This window comes from Bacillus sp. PK3_68 (assembly GCF_003600835.1).
In the GTDB taxonomy this organism is placed as follows: Bacteria; Bacillota; Bacilli; order Bacillales; family Domibacillaceae; genus Pseudobacillus.
In genome coordinates this window covers 1,670,329-1,685,406 of the sequence record NZ_NQYC01000001.1, presented here as the reverse complement: position 1 = coordinate 1,685,406, position 15,078 = coordinate 1,670,329, and the positions used below count along the sequence as shown (strand labels likewise).

Here is a 15,078-nt window from a genome sequence, read left to right as displayed (position 1 = left end):
CTCTAGATTATTTTTTTTGATTGATAGCTTCGACTTGGTAATGCCAAATGGGGTCAAAGATTCTCTCATAGAATAAAGAGCTCTCTTTCTGCAATATCCAACGTTCAAGCCTTTGAGCAGCAAATTCATATTCAACATTGAAGGTCTTTGAAATCAACTCAATAACTTCGCTTTTTCTCCAAGGAAAGGATAATAGCTCCAACATAAAAGTAGGTATGCAAAAGTGATACATAAAATTAGTTGCTTGCCTCTCTTGTAGTAGCCGGAAAGAAGAAGGGATACCATACTGCTCTCCAACATGCCTTAAGATATGGCAAAGTTCATGGCCGAAATCTTGCCATTGCTGCTGTGGTGTTAATCTTTCATCAAGTATAATTCTGCTACGTCCAGCATACACAGAAGCTTCGCTTGGCATATCCTCGTAGTAGATACGAATTCTTAGTTTTTCGGCGATTAACTTTAAATCAAGTTGTTCAGGCCGATAAATCGACAGTGAATAATATAAATCTTTTACATAAGTTTCTAATGGTGTGTAAGAATAGCAATTTTCCATTGGCCTCACCTCTTGAAGAGAATATATGTTCGGTTGTGAGTTAAAAGAAAGCCCCACAGAAGTGGGGATGATATTATTTTAAGCCCATTTGAGCTTTATTCATTAATTTTCCGCCTTGGAAAGTAAAGTTGGCATTTGCTCCAAGTCCACCTTCTCCATTATAGCTATAAATAACAGTATGGAATTCAGAACCTTCCTCGCCAGATTCAGATAGCTTTTCTCCTTCTCCGCCTATGATTTGCGTTACTTCATCATAAGACATTCCATTTTCAATTTTACCAAATTCATCTAAAGAAACAGTCACATCTGAGTCTCCACCGAGTCCCATTTGAGCTTTATTTATTAACTTGCCACCTTGGAAAGTCATATTTGCGCTAGAAAGAAAGCCATCTGTTTCAAACTCATACATTTGAGTGTGAAACTCTGTTCCTGAATCTCCAGTTTCAGATAGAAGAGTTCCTTCGCTACCTACAATTTTAACAACTTCATCATAAGACATTCCATCTTTAATTTGTTCAAATTTTTCTTTTGTGAGTTTGGTAGTTTCTTTTTTTGATTCTTCAGCAGGCTTTGGATCAGCAGCTGTAGTTTGTGCATCTTCATTACTGTTGTCTGATGTTTGTGTAGTAAAATCTCCACCAATCATTACTATCCCAATAATCGCTAATACAATTAGTCCTACAAAGCCCAGACAACCAAATGCAAAAAACTTCTTCATTTTCTATCCCCTCTTTGTGCATATTTATAACAAGTACATTTCTACTATTTGCAGAAAGTACTATTTACCTCTTAAAATACTAAATTTTACCGTAAAAAAGTTAAATAAATACACGCACAAGGCGTGTTATTCTTCATCCTTAATGATCTCCCATAGTTTCTTTAATTTACGTAAACGATCCTCTGGGCTTTTTGGAAGCTCTTTATACCAGTGTTGAAGTTCTGGATCATTTGTAAAAGCAATGAAGGCAGGATCGCTTAAGCCATCTAGATCAGGGTTGTCACTTCTACCAAGAAGGTAGTCTGTGGATACCATATAGTAATCCGCTATCTTACGAAGTGTTTCATAATCTGGTTGGCGTGTTCCCCGTTCATAAGCTGTATATGCGGGTCTGGTTATCCCTAAAAAATCCGCTATTTGTTGTTGTGTTTTTTTGTTTTCTTTTCTTAATTTTATAAGCCTTTCTGGCAGCAAAGGTTTCACGCCCTTTCAAAGACCATTCTACTGTAACAGATAGTTACTTTAAACTATATGTAACAAAAAGAAACTTTTTTTGCGTATTAGCTTGACTATGTAACATATCGATACTATAATAAATGTAACGAAACGATACAAAGGGGGTGGCAAATTGAGAGTTTGGCTTAAAGAACTTAGGCTTCAAAGAGGCTTTACACATAATGATGTAGCCGAAGAATCAAATGTAAAACGTGCCTACTATACAATGATTGAATCAGGAAGTAGAAATCCTAGTGTAAATGTAGCAAAACGAATCGCTAAAACTTTAGGTTTCGAGTGGACAATTTTTTTTGAAAACAAATGTAACGAAATGAAACATAAAAGCGGTTCAAAAGAAGTCAGCTAAGGAGAAACCAAGTTGAATCAGGAACAAAAACGCCTCATTGAAGATACTATATCCACATTGTGCGTTTGGATTAATCGAACAATTGAAGCGCCCACCAGCGAGAAATTGGGCGCTCTGCCGGAGGTCATTAAAGCTACTGCTGAATTGATTAATGTTACAAGGGAAGCCACCGCGGCAACGGCGGCTAAAAATAAAGTGAATTGTCAGTCATGTGAAAGAGAAATTCCTCAGATCGGTAAACCAGCAAAATTTTGCGTATATTGTGGGACGAAGCTAACTATTTGACATATTTCTCGCCGCAATGAGGGCAGAACTTCTGATTTAGTTTATCAATCGTTTCATTGCATTTTGGACAAGATTTTACTAGTTTAGCTCCATCTTCTGGACAAAACTCAACTGTGGAAGGATAGGAACCCTGAAAGCCGATTCCGTAATTTTTTTCACAACTTGAACAAATATAGTAGTAACCCATTTTTACACCTCCCTTCCTATGAAAATATTACCGCAGGAAGGGGAGTCAGGTAAGGAGGTGAGCTAATGTCCACTCAACGTCTTACACCACAGCAAATGGCAGAATATCTTGGTGTCACTAGAGAAACGGTTTATCGCATGGTGAGAAAAAATGAAATTCCTCATTTTAAAATCCGAAGCCGGATCTTCTTTTCTAAAGAGACTATTGACGCTTGGATTCGCAAACAGGAGCAACAAGCTATTTAACTATAAATCTAGCATACTACCAATTTATGTATTGCGAAATTAACAATTAAATACAAAGGGGGACGGATCATGATAAAGAAATCAGCCGATGTTGGAAGTGCAGTAACTAGTTTGTTAGAGGAAGAGGGAATGACGAATGGTCAAATGGCATTTGATTTGAACGTTTCTCCTCAACTGATCAGCCACTATAAAACTGACAGACGGCCTATGCAACAGGATATTGCTAAACAATCCATTGAGGTTTATGGCGACAGTCCAGAATTTAGAAGCGAGTTACTTTATGAATTTAGTAACGGTTACACATCACCAGTACTTAAAGGACCAACTATTGAGCGTCACCGGCTGGCAATGGAAGCCAATGCAGAAAGAGAAATCAAAGAAGCTTTACAGAAGATCGAGGAGGTTTGTCTTGCTAAACCTCCCGGTGTTACTACAGCAGAGGAGCGAGAGAACATTGAAAAACTAGTGGATGAACTAGTCGAAGCAAGAGCATTTATTGACAACCTAGTTATGATGCTTGAAAGAGAATATAACATTCCAATCATGAAGCGAATTCAGCGGTTACTACCTAAATGGAAAGCGAAAGGGTGGATTTGAATGTCAACAGAAATGAAGGAAAAACAATGTGCACATACCTGTCTTTATCGTATCGAGGAAAGCTTAGTAAATGGAGATTTAAAAGAAGCAGAAAGAACAGCAATTGATCTTTTAAAATCTCTTAGGGAATTGCAAAGACTTGAAGAAGAAAGAGCAGATCAAGCGCAGTTAGAAAAAATGGTACAACGTTTGAAAGAGAAAGGGATTCCAGCAGAACTAATAGCCAGAGTTGGTTAGGAGGATGAAAAGTGGATATAGCGTTAATTATTTTGATGTCATTTGCAGGTGGATACTACTGGTGTTTAGCAACAGAGGACTTGAAAAAAGAACAAAAATAAAAGCGGCAAGCTCTAGGAAAGCCTACCGCCAAAGGTAATTAGACAACTTCATTATAACACATTTTCCCTCTGATGGGCACTTATTTAGGTGCTCATCGTCAGCGGCCGGAACGGGCTTCTCCCCTGTGCCTGATCAGTTCGGGCTGCTGACGATGGACATCATCCGTCAGAAAGAAGGTGAAAGAAATGGAACATCCAGCAATTACTCAGACAATGAAAACGGGTTATGCAAATATGATCAGTCAGCCAGAACACGTTGGCATTGATGCTATGGGTGATGAAATTCTTGTAGGGGATGAAATCATCGAAATTAACGGCGAAATCATTCTGGAAAGTAACTTGGAGGATTATCTAATTGAATGTTGCGGAGCGCAGTATAAAACAGCGGAATGAAAAAAGACTCGCTTTGCAGAGCGAGTCAGGGCTTAAAAAATATTTGATACGTCAATTTTATCGAACTATGAAAATTAAATCAAGGGGAGTGAATCCAAATGAACATCTGTTTAGAGGCTAACTTTACCAAGGTAAAGCGGACTTTCCCGGATATGGACGATAAGAGAGCATTGGATTCCGTGTATATAGGTGTAAGCCAAGCCGTTGCTGGAGTGGGGACACACGAGGATTTGAAGGAACTGGTGAAGCAATATAACGATTTACTATCAACAGTTACTAAGGAGGCCATTTAATGAATCAGTTAACTGAACAATTTAATCAGCAGCAACAGCCAAGCGTACTTGGACAGGCATCATCTTCCCGTGAAATGGAAGAAGTAAAGGGTCAGATTTTCATGGCCCGCCAATTCCCCAGAAATGTCTTTCAGTCTGAACAGCGCATTTTAGATGCATGCAAGCGTCCTTCATTAGCACAAACAGCTATTTATAGATATCCAAGAGGAGGGGCAATGGTTGAAGGGCCGTCTATTCGACTAGCAGAAGTTTTAGCCCAGAATTGGGGGAATCTCGCTTTTGGAGTTAAAGAACTTGAACAGCGCGAAGGCGAGTCGGTTGCTATGGCCTATGCTTGGGACTTAGAAACAAATGTGCGGCAAGAAAAGGTGTTTACGGTTAAACATTCTCGTAAAGCAAAAGGGAAGATTAATAAGCTGGACGATCCGCGAGATATTTATGAATTGGTCGCTAATAACGGGGCTAGAAGACTCCGAGCATGCATACTCGGCATCATTCCTGGAGACATAGTTGAAACGGCGGTAGAAGAGTGCAACAAGACACTGGCAGGAAATAATAAAGGACCGTTAAAAGATCGTATCGCCAATGCACTGACAGCTTTTAAAAATCAATATAAGGTAACTCAGGAAATGATAGAAACTCGGTTTGGGTATAACGCCGATGCTTTCACAGAAGTTGATTATGTAGATCTAATTAAGATCTTCAATTCGTTGAAAGACGGGATGAGCAAAGTGGAAGACTGGTTCGATAAGGGTGCTTCTAAAAAGAACAAGCAAAGTGATCTGGCTAAGTCGTTCGAAAGCGAGAACAAGGAAACAGCTGCTTCTGAAAAAGAAGAGGCTAAACCAGAAAAAGAGGTGAAGCCAAGTGCCGAAGACACAGCAATGGACTTTGACCAAGGAGAACTATCATTCGAACAAAGCTGATCAGGAATTTTTCTCCGTTTCACAATTTAAAAACTTTATAGAGTGTGAAGCAAAAACAATGGCAAAACTGAGTGGGGCTTATACAGAGCCCTACTCCAACGCCTTATTAGTTGGCTCCTATGTTCATGCAGCTTTTGAGAGTAATGAGGCATTTGAAAAATTTCTTGAAGAAAACAATGGAGCAATCTTCAAGGCACGCGGCGGCAAGTATTCCGACTTTGAAACAGCTGATCGAATGATTGAAACGTTAAAAGCAGATCCCTTTGCCATGTTTGCTATGGAAGGTGACAAAGAAGAGATTTATACAGCTCATTTATTCGGAACAGATTGGAAAATCAAAGTGGACAGCATTCATCATGGCCGCCGGACATTTAGTGATTTGAAAACGACACAGGACCTTTATAAGCGTCACTGGTCAGTTAAATACGATAACTGGGTTTCTTTTGTGGAAGCTTGGGATTATGTGCTCCAGATGGCGCTGTATAGACGTGTTTTACAGGAGGTCACAGGAAACACTTATACACCTTATATCGTTGCTGTGACAAAGGAAAACCCGCCGAATAAAGCAGTGTTGCACTTCGATGCAACACGCTTCGATTTCGAATATGAATACATCGAAATGAAAATAGAACGGATGCTTGAAGTGAAATCAGGGAAAGCAAAGCCAATCCGGTGCGAGAAATGTGATTACTGCCGAATGACTAAGCAACTCAACGACACCATAGAGATTGGAGAGTTGATCTGGCAATGATCGTACAAACCCGCGTTCTTCTTCCTCAACGATTATGGAAAGAAGCTCAAAATAAGGAGCAGCTGAAACAATTAATCTTGCAATATATGAAGACTTGCTATCCAGACTACATGATTAAACGAGTAGAAAACGGATTTGCTGTTTGTGAAAGGAAGTAGGTGATACGATGCCCAGCAGCTTTTACTTTCCTGTATTTTCTGGACTATTAACAGCGGAACACAGAAAAAAGATAGGACCAGCTTTGTGGGAGTTCCTTTGGTGTATCAGTACAACAACGAAAGAAGTAATGGAGGACGGTGAGCTTTTGGGCATCGTTCTCGGTGGAAAGCCGGTTTCATATAACGATGTAGCCAAAGAAATGGGTGGCAGCAAATCAACCGTTAAACGGAACTTTGAGAAGCTCGAAGAAGAAGGATATATCTTAATGACCCGAACACCATACGGGCACATTATCAAAGTGAGGAATTCAAAGAAATTCAAAAAGAGTGCCGAAAATGACACGGGTGCTAAATATGGCACGGGTGCCGAAAATGAATACAGGGGTGCCATATTTGGTAGGGGGGTGCCGAAAATGGTCACTCTAATAAAGATATAGAACTTGATATAAAACAAGATATAAATACTGCTTCTGCTGATAATGCGCGCGAAGAACCAACTGGCGGGGTGCCTACAACCGAAATCGTTCAGCTGCCCAATGGGAGTGTGGGACAAATACCAGGTAATTCTCCGAAAAGCGATTATGAGCGAATACGTAATTATTACATGGAGTTAGCAGGGATTGGCGGCTTTGATGTCAATGTGAAAGACCAGCAAAGCATCCGTGAGCTTTTAAGCTATGGAGTCAATGTAGATAAAGCATTGGAATGGATTAAATTATGCTTTGACAGCTATGCTCCTAAACATCCTAGAGACAAGATTAATAGCTTTAGTTATTGCCTTCCCAAAATTTTAGACAGGCATTTTGCAGAAAAGGAGGCTAACACCGATGGCCAGAAAGTTTACCAGCATCGCAGAAGTTATGGCGGATCTACAAGCAAAGGCAAATCAACGGATGATGTCTATCGAGAGCTCGAAGAAGCCAGAAGAGCTTGGGGCGGATGAATATGAATGTCCCATTTGTAAGGATACAGAGCTAGTTTATTACCAAAAGAACGCAACTAATGACTTGTTATATGACTATTCTAAGCCTTGTGAATGTCGGGAGAGAAAAGCTTGGAGACGACGATTTAAACAGTCTATGATCCCAGAGGAATTTACACAAGCGAACTTTGAAAACTATGAAACTGCCTCACCCATTCAGAAGAAAATGTTGGAGTTAACAAAGGAGTATCGAGCACTTTTTAAGATCATCAAAGACGGTGACAAGAAAGAGAAAGTGATTCCGCCTGATAACTTTGGTCTAGTCGCCGTTTTTGGAGAACAGAGATTGAAAGAAATGCCTGCTGCAGAACGAGCCGCATTGAAACAAAAACACAACAATTACGGAATTGGTAAAACTCATTTGCAAATTGCTTTGGCTAAACAACTGATCAAAGAAGGGTTTAATGTGCTGACAGTATCGGATGTAACCTTCATGGAAGAGCTTATGCAAGCAAAGCAAATGGATGACGGTGGAGAAACGTACAACCGCCTTTTAAACGGTGCTTTATCAGCAGATGTACTCATTTGGGATGATATTGGAAAAATCAATTGGACTGAGCCGCGAGAGCGAATGTACTACACGATTATCAATGAGCGATACCGGAGACGAAAACCCATTGTGTTTAACAGTAATGAAGATCGCGGCACTCTCGCTGACAAGATTGGACATGCAGGGGGCAGCCGACTAATCGGGGAATGTGGGAAATATCTGCTGGATGCAGAAGGAATTGACTGGAGGTTGAAAAGATAATGTGTGAATTGTGCGAAGGTACTTATGTTGATAAAGGTGGTAGCGGCTCTTTGAGTTTTGTACAACCTTGCCCGAAATGCGGACCAATGCCGAAAGAAATTTGGGAGAAAAATTGGGCGGATTTTAAAAAGAAATTTCAGGAAGTTAAACGTCAAGCTGACCTTGCTAAGAAGGAAGTGAGCTGATGAGAACTAAAGAAAAAGTAACTGTTCAGAAATTGAAACGACAGTCTGTCATTGAACAATTACAAGACATGGGGATCAGTCAAAGTGAGGATGTTTCTATCTACGAAATGAGATACATCGAACTACGGCGATTACTTACGGTAGCGGTATTAAAAAGGGGGATTTGATTATGAATTTAGAAAAGTTGGTTGCTATGCAGCAAGAGTTGGATGCGCATATCACTAAAGAAAAGGGGCTTGAAGAAACAGGTAACACCTCGTGGAAAACACTTGCTTTGGTTACTGAAATCGGAGAACTAGCAAACAATTGGCGTGGCTTTAAGAAATGGAGTAATGATCAGGAGCCGAGAACCGAAGAAGATGTTACTTGTTCTTTATGTAACGGAACCGGTGATTTGAATTATGAAACAGTACAAGAAGATGCCGAAGGGAATGGCGTTCATGAGTATATTGATTGCCCAGAGTGTGAATGTGGCGGGATAAGTGATGTAAGAAATCCACTCTTAGAAGAATATGCAGACTGTCTCAGCTTCTTCTTATCTATCGCCAATGAAAAAGGCTGGCAAGAATCCCTTTATATTCACCAAGAAGCAGTACTGGATATTCAACGTGAAGGATTCCAAGGTGGATTGACAGGTGCATTTAATGAAATGACTTACCTTCTTCTAAAGTCGTACATGGAAATTGATCGAGACAAAAAGATCGAACAGTATTTTGCTATTACAAAGCAAGAATTTAACTTCAAAAGTGCTTGGTTCCTATTCGTTGCAATCGGGTTGGTTGGCTTTAAATTCACAGAAGGGCAGATCGAAGAAGCGTACATGAATAAGAATGCCGTGAACCATGCCAGACAGGAGAACGGATATTGATGGCGGTTAATCAAAAATCCAAGTATGGAAATAAAAAGGTGGAGCGAGACGGTCATGTTTTTGATAGTCTCGCAGAAGCTAAATACTATGATCAATTGAAATGGTTGCAAGCAAATAAGCAAATTCTTTCCTTTCATATCCAGCCGAGGTACTTGCTGCAGGAAGCTTTTAAAAAGAACGGTGTAACACATCGGAAAATTGAATATGTAGCAGATTTTGAAGTGCATAAGAAGGACGGAAGCATTGAAGTAGTGGACATTAAGGGAGTCGAAACCGAAGCCTTCAAGATAAAGAAAAAGCTGTTTGAGTTTAAATATCCTCACACATTGAGCCTGCTTACATACAGCCAGGACCACAAGGGCTTTTTACCAACGAAAGAGTATCAGGCTTACAAAAGAAAGAAAACGGCGCTGAGAGGGGGAAGAAAGCGTGCTACAAGGAAGGTGCGTTGATCTGGAGCTGTCCGGTGAGTTTCCTAAAACCGTTTATCTTTTTCCAAACGGACCGTTAAATTATTATGTTTCTCGCTTTCCAAACAAAGAGGCTCACATGGGATGCTTTCAGGCTGATAAATTCCAGGTTGCTGAAGAGTGGCCGCCTGAGCCGGATGCTGCTGATCTTCCCTCATTAGAGCCAGGTAAGATGTACAGCGCGCAGTTTATCTGGAAGCCGGAGAAACAGTTTACGTATCACATACTAAAGAATCGGTATTTTATCCTTCCGAAAGCCAATCAGAAAAACGCCATTTTTTATAAAGATCGGGAACGGAAGCAGCTGGGTGGATGTTTCCCTCTTCATTGGTTTACTGATTTTCAACTGATTGAAGAGGAAGCATTGGAAGAATCTTTTGAGGTAGAGCTTGTTGAGGAAAAGGCAGCTAATTTTGAGCAGATGTCGTTGTTTTAATAAATAGTCTCTGAAAATAAGGGAGGGCTCACTGATGGGGAAGGAAGTCCGGGAATATACCAATTTAACAATAGTGGACTTAGCAGAATTGAAACAGCTCTGCATCAATATGGCACGGGATATGAATAACTGGGAATGGACAAAAGAATTAAGGAGAATGTGATGAGTAACTAATGCATCTGTTAGTGGGAAATATCTAATTCTAGGGGCTACTTACTTATAAAATTTTGAGCTTTATTAATAAGCGATAATAGAAAAAGACCATTATGTAAGCAAGTAAATAACTACAAGCAGTCAAAAAAATATTCCACCCATTTCTATAAATAACTTTATTTTGTAATACAGAAATAAACTCAAATAGTGTCGTACCTAATATAAACAAAAGAAAGGCAGTTCTTAAATTTAACTTTTTATAGTGAATGGCAGTTATAAATAAACAAAATAAAATTGGATAAATTCCTAAATCATAAGGGATTGTAGTGATGAAGGTGGCTTTAAAAGAAGGCTTTAATTCCCAAAAGTGATTAAGGCCCAGATCATTAAATAAAAATGCTATTGCTGAACCCACTGGGAGGAAAAGAGCCGTTAACTTTGTGTGTTTTTTGCATAAATAAACTCCTGCAATTGTCCATGGGAGAACAAATCCTAAAATAATGTGATAAATCATTTTTTATTTCTCCTATTTTTGACATTAATCTTATCATTCTCGATAGTAACTTGTTTAATACCTCTTTCACGAAAGAGAACGCTGATTGTAAGTAGTCAGAAATGCTGGTGGGCATCGTTCCAATGAAGGCGTGCCCTCAGTGCGAATACCTTATGGAAGCTGTGAGTATGAAGAGTGATCTTTTAGAACCATTTAGATAAAAACGTGTCGTAGATTACAAAGCCTAGCAGACACAAATACACCGCAAACCCAATGGCTAGTGCTATATATTTTAAAACTTTCACAAGAGTCACCTGTTTTATTTTTTTGATAGCTATTCTTTAGTGTTTCGTAAATTTTGAGGAATATACAAAATTTTCAAGGAGGCTCATCATGATCTTAGATGGCTATGTATGTAGCTGTGGCAATAAGTTCGCTGTACAAGACAGAAAAAGCCTGCCAGTTATCTGTTCTATAGCGAGCAGGACATGGAGTTTAGTCATGAGTTTAGGGAGCTGTACAAAAACAGAACTAACCTTTTACATCTAAAAGGTTAGTTCAGCCTCCTACTCTGAAACTTCACTCCAGATAATGGTCAACAAAACGAATAAAATGCGTATTAAACGATCTTTTGTAACAGTATTTAAAAGAACGACAAGAACAGTTTTTAAAATTTGATGGTCTTTACTTTGAATAATTACCAGTATATCTAACAAGGAAATAACAGTATCAATAACATAATCCTTGTGATGATTATCCATTATGACTTTCCCCTTTTTTATATAAAGTATGACTTTACTGTAAAAATAGTGTGGGGCTTTGAATATAGGGAATTTCAATTAAAAAGTTATTGTAAAGAACGCTAAAAATGCAAAGGAGGATTTTAAATGAGCATTTTACTAGAATCGCAGATTAAGAGTCTTCAGACTGAAGGGCTGCTTCTCCTGGTGGAAGATGCAAAAAGGCGTATTGGTTCCCATGTTGCCGGTGATGACCCAGTTGAAGAATATATGCAGCATCAGCGCTACATACTGGATTTGGTTCAGGAAGAATTGAAAAGAAGACAATAAAAAAGCCAGGAAAACTCCTGGCAGACTTATTAACCTGTATATGTTCTGGGGGAACGAACAGGTGACTCTCTAAACAGTGTTTCCAATTTGCGCAAAAATATACAAAAAAGCCAGGAAAGCTCCCGGCCTTTTAAAAAGTATCGACACTACTATTTTAACAGATCGGGAGGTTTTTTTGTGAGATTAACAGATTTAATAATTGATCCTAGTACAATGCGACTAGAGTTGGATATAATGGAATTAAATAACAAGGCTATTGTCATTTGTGATGGCAAAGTCAAAGTTGCTGATTTACCACAGCATGGCGAGACGAAAATTATTACGCACCAGGGGAAAGTAAAACGGGTGAAGTGGGACGAGGGGGAAGAGTTTTGACAAGCAATCACAAATTAATTTCATCATTAGCAGCCTTTATATTTTTTTTAGCACTTTTAAGGTTGAGTACACCTCTTCACCCGAAAGTTATGTTGAGCTGCTCTATATTTGCTTTTATTATGGTATTAGTAGATTTTTTAAAGTTAATTTCTGACGCCCCGATTAACCCGGAAAAATACGTTGGAATTCAAAAGTTAATTCAAAAAGTCAGCTACGAGGCAAGAGATTATATACTCATGGCCTCTTTCCCACTGACAGCAGTAATTACATTAAGTGTAGATGGAAACGTTCAAATGATTGCTGATATAACGACGCTTTTTGCATTAAGCGCAACTTTGTTTGTTATTTCAATAAGAGAATAGCTTAGTTCTACCAGCAAACTGGAGGACACCAAAACTTTAGAGCAGTATTGTAGCTGCTTTATTGTTTGGTGTCCTCTTTTATTTTTATAGGGGGGTAAGAGATATGAATTAAAGAAGCAGAACATCTTTATTTAAAAAATTGGGAGGGGTTTTTGTGAGATTAACAGAGATAGAAATTGACTCTAGTAAAATAGTGCTAGTGTTGGATATAATGGAAATGAAGGAAAATTTTGTGGTACTGGTCTGTGACGGGAAAGTGAAAGTTGCTGATTTACCGCAGCATGGTAAGACGAAAATTATCACGCATCAGGAAAAAGTGAAGCGTGTGAAGTGGGATGAGGGAGAGGACTTCTAGTGAATGGAGTGACAAGGGGATGTCAAAAGTATTTATCTCTAAAAAGCAAAGAAACCTATTATTGAATAGTAGCGTTATTTCAAAAAAAGAGTTTACGAATATTAAATTGTTTCTTGAGGAAAACCAGAAAATATCCTATGAACTGATTGAAGGTTCACCAATAGGCCAGTCTCTTCAAACTATTTTACCTAGTCTTCTTCCTGTAGCACAAAGTGAATGGATAGAGGATGAAGATTCTCCAGTCATAGATCTAGGGAATGAGTATAAATCACTTGGACAAGCTTGTTCATTATGTGGAAAAAAGCCGTTGAGATGGAAGTGCCCCATAAAAAACCAATACAATGGCATTACTCTCATCGTAGGTAGTGAGTGTGCTAAAGAGTTTGGAGAAGTGATGCATTTACGCTTCAAACATTATATGAAAGAGGCAGAAAGAGCAGCTCGAATCAAGAGATTGAATGAAGAGTTTCCTGGTATTAGTAAAAAGATCGAAAATTGGAATAAAAAAATTGATGATTTCCCAATCGTGATTGCTGAAGAGCTTGATTTAAAATGGAGAGAAATTGGTCGGAGGTTAGCGTTAATTTATCAGGATTTTTTGAATGGAAAAAATAAAAAAGGGACATATAAAAATATATCTGAACTAATACAAAAAAGTGATAAGTTACTCATTGAGATAGAAGAGTTTGTCAAAACTAATCAATCAAAATTATTTATTACTTCAAGAGAACTCGCTACATGGTTAATTGCTAATCAAAAGAAGTCAGTTCTAGAACTTATTAAAAAAGATAGCGGAATGATTACATGGAAAACAGCTCACCGTATTACAGAGGAAACTTTTATGTCTGATTTAGCTCAAAAGTTTAATCATTATTTAAAATCTAGTGGTCTAAGGATAGATAGACTAGATAAAAGAGGGAAAATAGACTATATTTTTTCAATGCTCGATTTTAATTTCAAACACATTAAATTTACTTATAGTTATTCCGAATTTGTTTTAAATTATGGAGGACTTATATTCAAAGAAGAACTAGATATGCCAGTAAGTCTATACGAAGTGTTTATGGGAGGGAATTTATATGGGCGGAACTCATATGAAGCAGTTCTTGAACAGGTATCGGAACTCATTACTTCGTACAACTTAGTATTTAAGTCACTTTCTGACAATGAAATTATTTTTGAAAATAATGGAGAGTACCTGCTTGTTTCATATAAAGAAATAGCAGAAAAATTCAAATCATTAGTTCTGCAACAAAACATTAATGAACAGGATATAACCCATTATCTGGAGACCTCTTCTAAGAAAATGAATAAACGTGTATATAATTTACACCGTGAAGCTAAGCAAGTTGCTCGGGAAGAAACAAGATAATAAATTATTTATGAAGTTCTACCAGAAAACTGGAGGACACCAAAACTTTAAGACAGTTCAGAGCTGTTTTATCGTTTGGTGTCCTCTTTTTTATTTTCATAAAGGGGGTAAGAGATATGAATTTAAGTATGAGGGGTCAGTTGCAACAATGGAAGCGGAAAAATCAGGTAGTTAAAAAGAAAGGGCAGTCGAAAAAGAGGCCGTTAAAGAGAAAAGAACAGCCTGCCAGAAAACCACACCCTTTGTCTGATAGCGATTTGCGGTACTTGATGAGGATCAACATGCAGACGTTGAAAAGGGGACGAGGAGGCGCATATAAGCGATGAAAGATATTAATATGAGAACTCTTATTTTTGAATACAAGCAATCTCTTCGTGCATTAAAAGAAATGAAAGCGACTATTGAAGTAAAGGAAGAATTAACAGAGTTAGATTTACAGGATAAAACACTAATTAATAGCATGATTAATGAAATGGAATTTGTGATTCAGTGGATGGTATCGGGCCGTTATCCAGATGCAAGACGTGGAGCGGACAGGAGTGGTGCCTATACATTGGACCCAAAGTTACTTGAAGCTGTCGTTCCTAATCGAGCGGTTATTGAAGATCGGAAACTGACTACAGATGAACAGTGGCTGTTGGAAGATGTGCTTGGGGATCTAACAAAGAGAGAGAGGGATGTATTTACATTAATCAGAGCGGAAGGATTGTCCTATGAGTACACAGCAGAATTATTAGGTATCACTAAATCTTCAGTGCAAACGTATTTAGAACGGGCAGAACTTAAAATTGAAGATCGTAAAAACGGTAGTCTCTTTCTAGTTTCATGAAAGGGACTCTTTTTTTGAAAGGATTAACTTAAATTGGTGTATAATTGTAACAAAATGGATCATTTTCCAAG

Annotated in this window: 31 protein-coding genes; 25 read left to right on the top strand and 6 right to left on the bottom strand. The window is 38.4% G+C overall.

The window, feature by feature from the left end; translation table 11 throughout:
- Positions 1 to 7: 7 nt before the first annotated feature.
- The 3 genes from CJ483_RS08835 to CJ483_RS25410 all read right to left on the bottom strand — a co-directional run bounded on the left by CJ483_RS08835 (position 8) and on the right by CJ483_RS25410 (position 1,745).
- Entirely contained in the window at positions 8 to 553 is a 546-nt protein-coding gene (locus CJ483_RS08835) for an ImmA/IrrE family metallo-endopeptidase (protein ID WP_120034101.1), read from the bottom strand.
- Positions 554 to 626: 73 nt separating this feature from the next.
- Complete coding sequence (locus CJ483_RS08830) at positions 627 to 1,271, bottom strand: DUF3862 domain-containing protein (protein ID WP_120034099.1); 645 nt, start codon at positions 1,269 to 1,271, stop codon at positions 627 to 629.
- 126 nt (positions 1,272 to 1,397) lie between these two features.
- A complete protein-coding gene (locus CJ483_RS25410; RefSeq protein ID WP_120034097.1) occupies positions 1,398 to 1,745 on the bottom strand; it encodes a helix-turn-helix domain-containing protein in 348 nt (115 codons plus the stop codon).
- A 154-nt stretch (positions 1,746 to 1,899) separates the two neighbouring features.
- Between CJ483_RS25410 and CJ483_RS08820 the strand changes: the two genes are divergently transcribed.
- Positions 1,900 to 2,133, top strand: a complete 234-nt coding sequence (locus CJ483_RS08820) for a helix-turn-helix transcriptional regulator (RefSeq protein WP_120034095.1) — start codon at positions 1,900 to 1,902, stop codon at positions 2,131 to 2,133.
- 12 nt (positions 2,134 to 2,145) lie between these two features.
- The gene (locus CJ483_RS08815) at positions 2,146 to 2,418 is read left to right on the top strand and encodes a hypothetical protein (protein WP_120034093.1); all 273 of its coding nucleotides are present in this window, start codon (positions 2,146 to 2,148) and stop codon (positions 2,416 to 2,418) included.
- On the opposite strand, the gene CJ483_RS25715 is transcribed toward CJ483_RS08815, so the two are convergent.
- Positions 2,411 to 2,605: a double zinc ribbon domain-containing protein gene (locus CJ483_RS25715; protein ID WP_120034091.1), complete on the bottom strand. Its 195-nt coding sequence runs from the start codon at positions 2,603 to 2,605 to the stop codon at positions 2,411 to 2,413. The genes CJ483_RS08815 and CJ483_RS25715 overlap by 8 nt on opposite strands.
- 65 nt (positions 2,606 to 2,670) lie before the next feature.
- On the opposite strand from CJ483_RS25715, the gene CJ483_RS08805 reads away from it, so the two are divergent.
- The 17 genes from CJ483_RS08805 to CJ483_RS25010 all read left to right on the top strand — a co-directional run bounded on the left by CJ483_RS08805 (position 2,671) and on the right by CJ483_RS25010 (position 10,161).
- Complete coding sequence (locus tag CJ483_RS08805; protein ID WP_120034089.1) at positions 2,671 to 2,850, top strand: helix-turn-helix domain-containing protein; 180 nt, start codon at positions 2,671 to 2,673, stop codon at positions 2,848 to 2,850.
- A gap of 69 nt (positions 2,851 to 2,919) precedes the next feature.
- On the top strand, positions 2,920 to 3,447 hold the full coding sequence (locus CJ483_RS08800) for a helix-turn-helix domain-containing protein (protein WP_120034087.1): 528 nt from the start codon (positions 2,920 to 2,922) through the stop codon (positions 3,445 to 3,447).
- Positions 3,448 to 3,684, top strand: coding sequence for a hypothetical protein (locus tag CJ483_RS08795; protein WP_120034085.1), 237 nt, complete (start codon positions 3,448 to 3,450; stop codon positions 3,682 to 3,684).
- Between the two features lie 287 nt (positions 3,685 to 3,971).
- Complete coding sequence (locus CJ483_RS08790; RefSeq protein ID WP_120034083.1) at positions 3,972 to 4,178, top strand: YqaI family protein; 207 nt, start codon at positions 3,972 to 3,974, stop codon at positions 4,176 to 4,178.
- A gap of 98 nt (positions 4,179 to 4,276) precedes the next feature.
- Positions 4,277 to 4,471 carry a hypothetical protein gene (locus CJ483_RS08785; protein WP_120034081.1) on the top strand — a complete coding sequence of 65 codons (195 nt, stop codon included), beginning with the start codon at positions 4,277 to 4,279 and terminating at the stop codon, positions 4,469 to 4,471.
- Positions 4,471 to 5,397 carry a hypothetical protein gene (locus CJ483_RS08780; protein WP_120034079.1) on the top strand — a complete coding sequence of 309 codons (927 nt, stop codon included), beginning with the start codon at positions 4,471 to 4,473 and terminating at the stop codon, positions 5,395 to 5,397. The genes CJ483_RS08785 and CJ483_RS08780 overlap by 1 nt, the downstream gene beginning before the upstream one ends.
- A complete protein-coding gene (locus CJ483_RS08775; protein WP_259455596.1) occupies positions 5,339 to 6,148 on the top strand; it encodes a PD-(D/E)XK nuclease-like domain-containing protein in 810 nt (269 codons plus the stop codon). Before CJ483_RS08780 ends, CJ483_RS08775 begins: the two co-directional genes overlap by 59 nt.
- On the top strand, positions 6,145 to 6,306 hold the full coding sequence (locus CJ483_RS24475; protein ID WP_182917006.1) for a hypothetical protein: 162 nt from the start codon (positions 6,145 to 6,147) through the stop codon (positions 6,304 to 6,306). The genes CJ483_RS08775 and CJ483_RS24475 overlap by 4 nt, the downstream gene beginning before the upstream one ends.
- An 8-nt stretch (positions 6,307 to 6,314) precedes the next feature.
- Positions 6,315 to 6,743, top strand: coding sequence for a winged helix-turn-helix transcriptional regulator (locus tag CJ483_RS08770; RefSeq protein WP_120034075.1), 429 nt, complete (start codon positions 6,315 to 6,317; stop codon positions 6,741 to 6,743).
- A gap of 68 nt (positions 6,744 to 6,811) precedes the next feature.
- Positions 6,812 to 7,249 carry a hypothetical protein gene (locus tag CJ483_RS24470; RefSeq protein WP_182917005.1) on the top strand — a complete coding sequence of 146 codons (438 nt, stop codon included), beginning with the start codon at positions 6,812 to 6,814 and terminating at the stop codon, positions 7,247 to 7,249.
- Positions 7,134 to 8,039, top strand: a complete 906-nt coding sequence (locus tag CJ483_RS08765; protein ID WP_259455595.1) for an ATP-binding protein — start codon at positions 7,134 to 7,136, stop codon at positions 8,037 to 8,039. Before CJ483_RS24470 ends, CJ483_RS08765 begins: the two co-directional genes overlap by 116 nt.
- Complete coding sequence (locus CJ483_RS08760; protein ID WP_120034073.1) at positions 8,039 to 8,224, top strand: hypothetical protein; 186 nt, start codon at positions 8,039 to 8,041, stop codon at positions 8,222 to 8,224. The genes CJ483_RS08765 and CJ483_RS08760 overlap by 1 nt, the downstream gene beginning before the upstream one ends.
- Positions 8,224 to 8,391: a hypothetical protein gene (locus tag CJ483_RS24465; protein WP_182917004.1), complete on the top strand. Its 168-nt coding sequence runs from the start codon at positions 8,224 to 8,226 to the stop codon at positions 8,389 to 8,391. The genes CJ483_RS08760 and CJ483_RS24465 overlap by 1 nt, the downstream gene beginning before the upstream one ends.
- A gap of 2 nt (positions 8,392 to 8,393) precedes the next feature.
- Positions 8,394 to 9,092 carry a dUTP diphosphatase gene (locus CJ483_RS08755; protein WP_120034064.1) on the top strand — a complete coding sequence of 233 codons (699 nt, stop codon included), beginning with the start codon at positions 8,394 to 8,396 and terminating at the stop codon, positions 9,090 to 9,092.
- Entirely contained in the window at positions 9,092 to 9,544 is a 453-nt protein-coding gene (locus CJ483_RS08750; protein WP_120034062.1) for a DUF1064 domain-containing protein, read from the top strand. The genes CJ483_RS08755 and CJ483_RS08750 overlap by 1 nt, the downstream gene beginning before the upstream one ends.
- Entirely contained in the window at positions 9,522 to 9,998 is a 477-nt protein-coding gene (locus CJ483_RS08745) for a hypothetical protein (RefSeq protein WP_120034060.1), read from the top strand. The genes CJ483_RS08750 and CJ483_RS08745 overlap by 23 nt, the downstream gene beginning before the upstream one ends.
- A 34-nt stretch (positions 9,999 to 10,032) precedes the next feature.
- Positions 10,033 to 10,161 (top strand): hypothetical protein, encoded by a 129-nt coding sequence (locus CJ483_RS25010; protein WP_259455594.1) that lies wholly within the window; start codon positions 10,033 to 10,035, stop codon positions 10,159 to 10,161.
- Between the two features lie 54 nt (positions 10,162 to 10,215).
- On the opposite strand, the gene CJ483_RS08740 is transcribed toward CJ483_RS25010, so the two are convergent.
- Complete coding sequence (locus tag CJ483_RS08740) at positions 10,216 to 10,665, bottom strand: CBO0543 family protein (RefSeq protein ID WP_120034058.1); 450 nt, start codon at positions 10,663 to 10,665, stop codon at positions 10,216 to 10,218.
- A gap of 545 nt (positions 10,666 to 11,210) precedes the next feature.
- Positions 11,211 to 11,405 (bottom strand): hypothetical protein, encoded by a 195-nt coding sequence (locus tag CJ483_RS08735; RefSeq protein WP_259455593.1) that lies wholly within the window; start codon positions 11,403 to 11,405, stop codon positions 11,211 to 11,213.
- Between the two features lie 126 nt (positions 11,406 to 11,531).
- On the opposite strand from CJ483_RS08735, the gene CJ483_RS08730 reads away from it, so the two are divergent.
- The 6 genes from CJ483_RS08730 (at position 11,532) to CJ483_RS08700 (ending at position 15,007) form a co-directional block, all read left to right on the top strand.
- The gene (locus CJ483_RS08730) at positions 11,532 to 11,714 is read left to right on the top strand and encodes a hypothetical protein (RefSeq protein ID WP_120034056.1); all 183 of its coding nucleotides are present in this window, start codon (positions 11,532 to 11,534) and stop codon (positions 11,712 to 11,714) included.
- Positions 11,715 to 11,891: 177 nt separating this feature from the next.
- A complete protein-coding gene (locus CJ483_RS08725; protein WP_065410758.1) occupies positions 11,892 to 12,089 on the top strand; it encodes an XtrA/YqaO family protein in 198 nt (65 codons plus the stop codon).
- Positions 12,086 to 12,451, top strand: coding sequence for a hypothetical protein (locus CJ483_RS08720; RefSeq protein WP_120034054.1), 366 nt, complete (start codon positions 12,086 to 12,088; stop codon positions 12,449 to 12,451). The genes CJ483_RS08725 and CJ483_RS08720 overlap by 4 nt, the downstream gene beginning before the upstream one ends.
- A gap of 154 nt (positions 12,452 to 12,605) precedes the next feature.
- Complete coding sequence (locus CJ483_RS08715) at positions 12,606 to 12,806, top strand: XtrA/YqaO family protein (protein WP_120034052.1); 201 nt, start codon at positions 12,606 to 12,608, stop codon at positions 12,804 to 12,806.
- 19 nt (positions 12,807 to 12,825) lie between these two features.
- Positions 12,826 to 14,178 (top strand): hypothetical protein, encoded by a 1,353-nt coding sequence (locus CJ483_RS08710; protein ID WP_120034049.1) that lies wholly within the window; start codon positions 12,826 to 12,828, stop codon positions 14,176 to 14,178.
- Positions 14,179 to 14,500: 322 nt separating this feature from the next.
- Positions 14,501 to 15,007, top strand: a complete 507-nt coding sequence (locus CJ483_RS08700) for a sigma factor-like helix-turn-helix DNA-binding protein (RefSeq protein WP_120034045.1) — start codon at positions 14,501 to 14,503, stop codon at positions 15,005 to 15,007.
- Positions 15,008 to 15,078 lie beyond the last annotated feature (71 nt).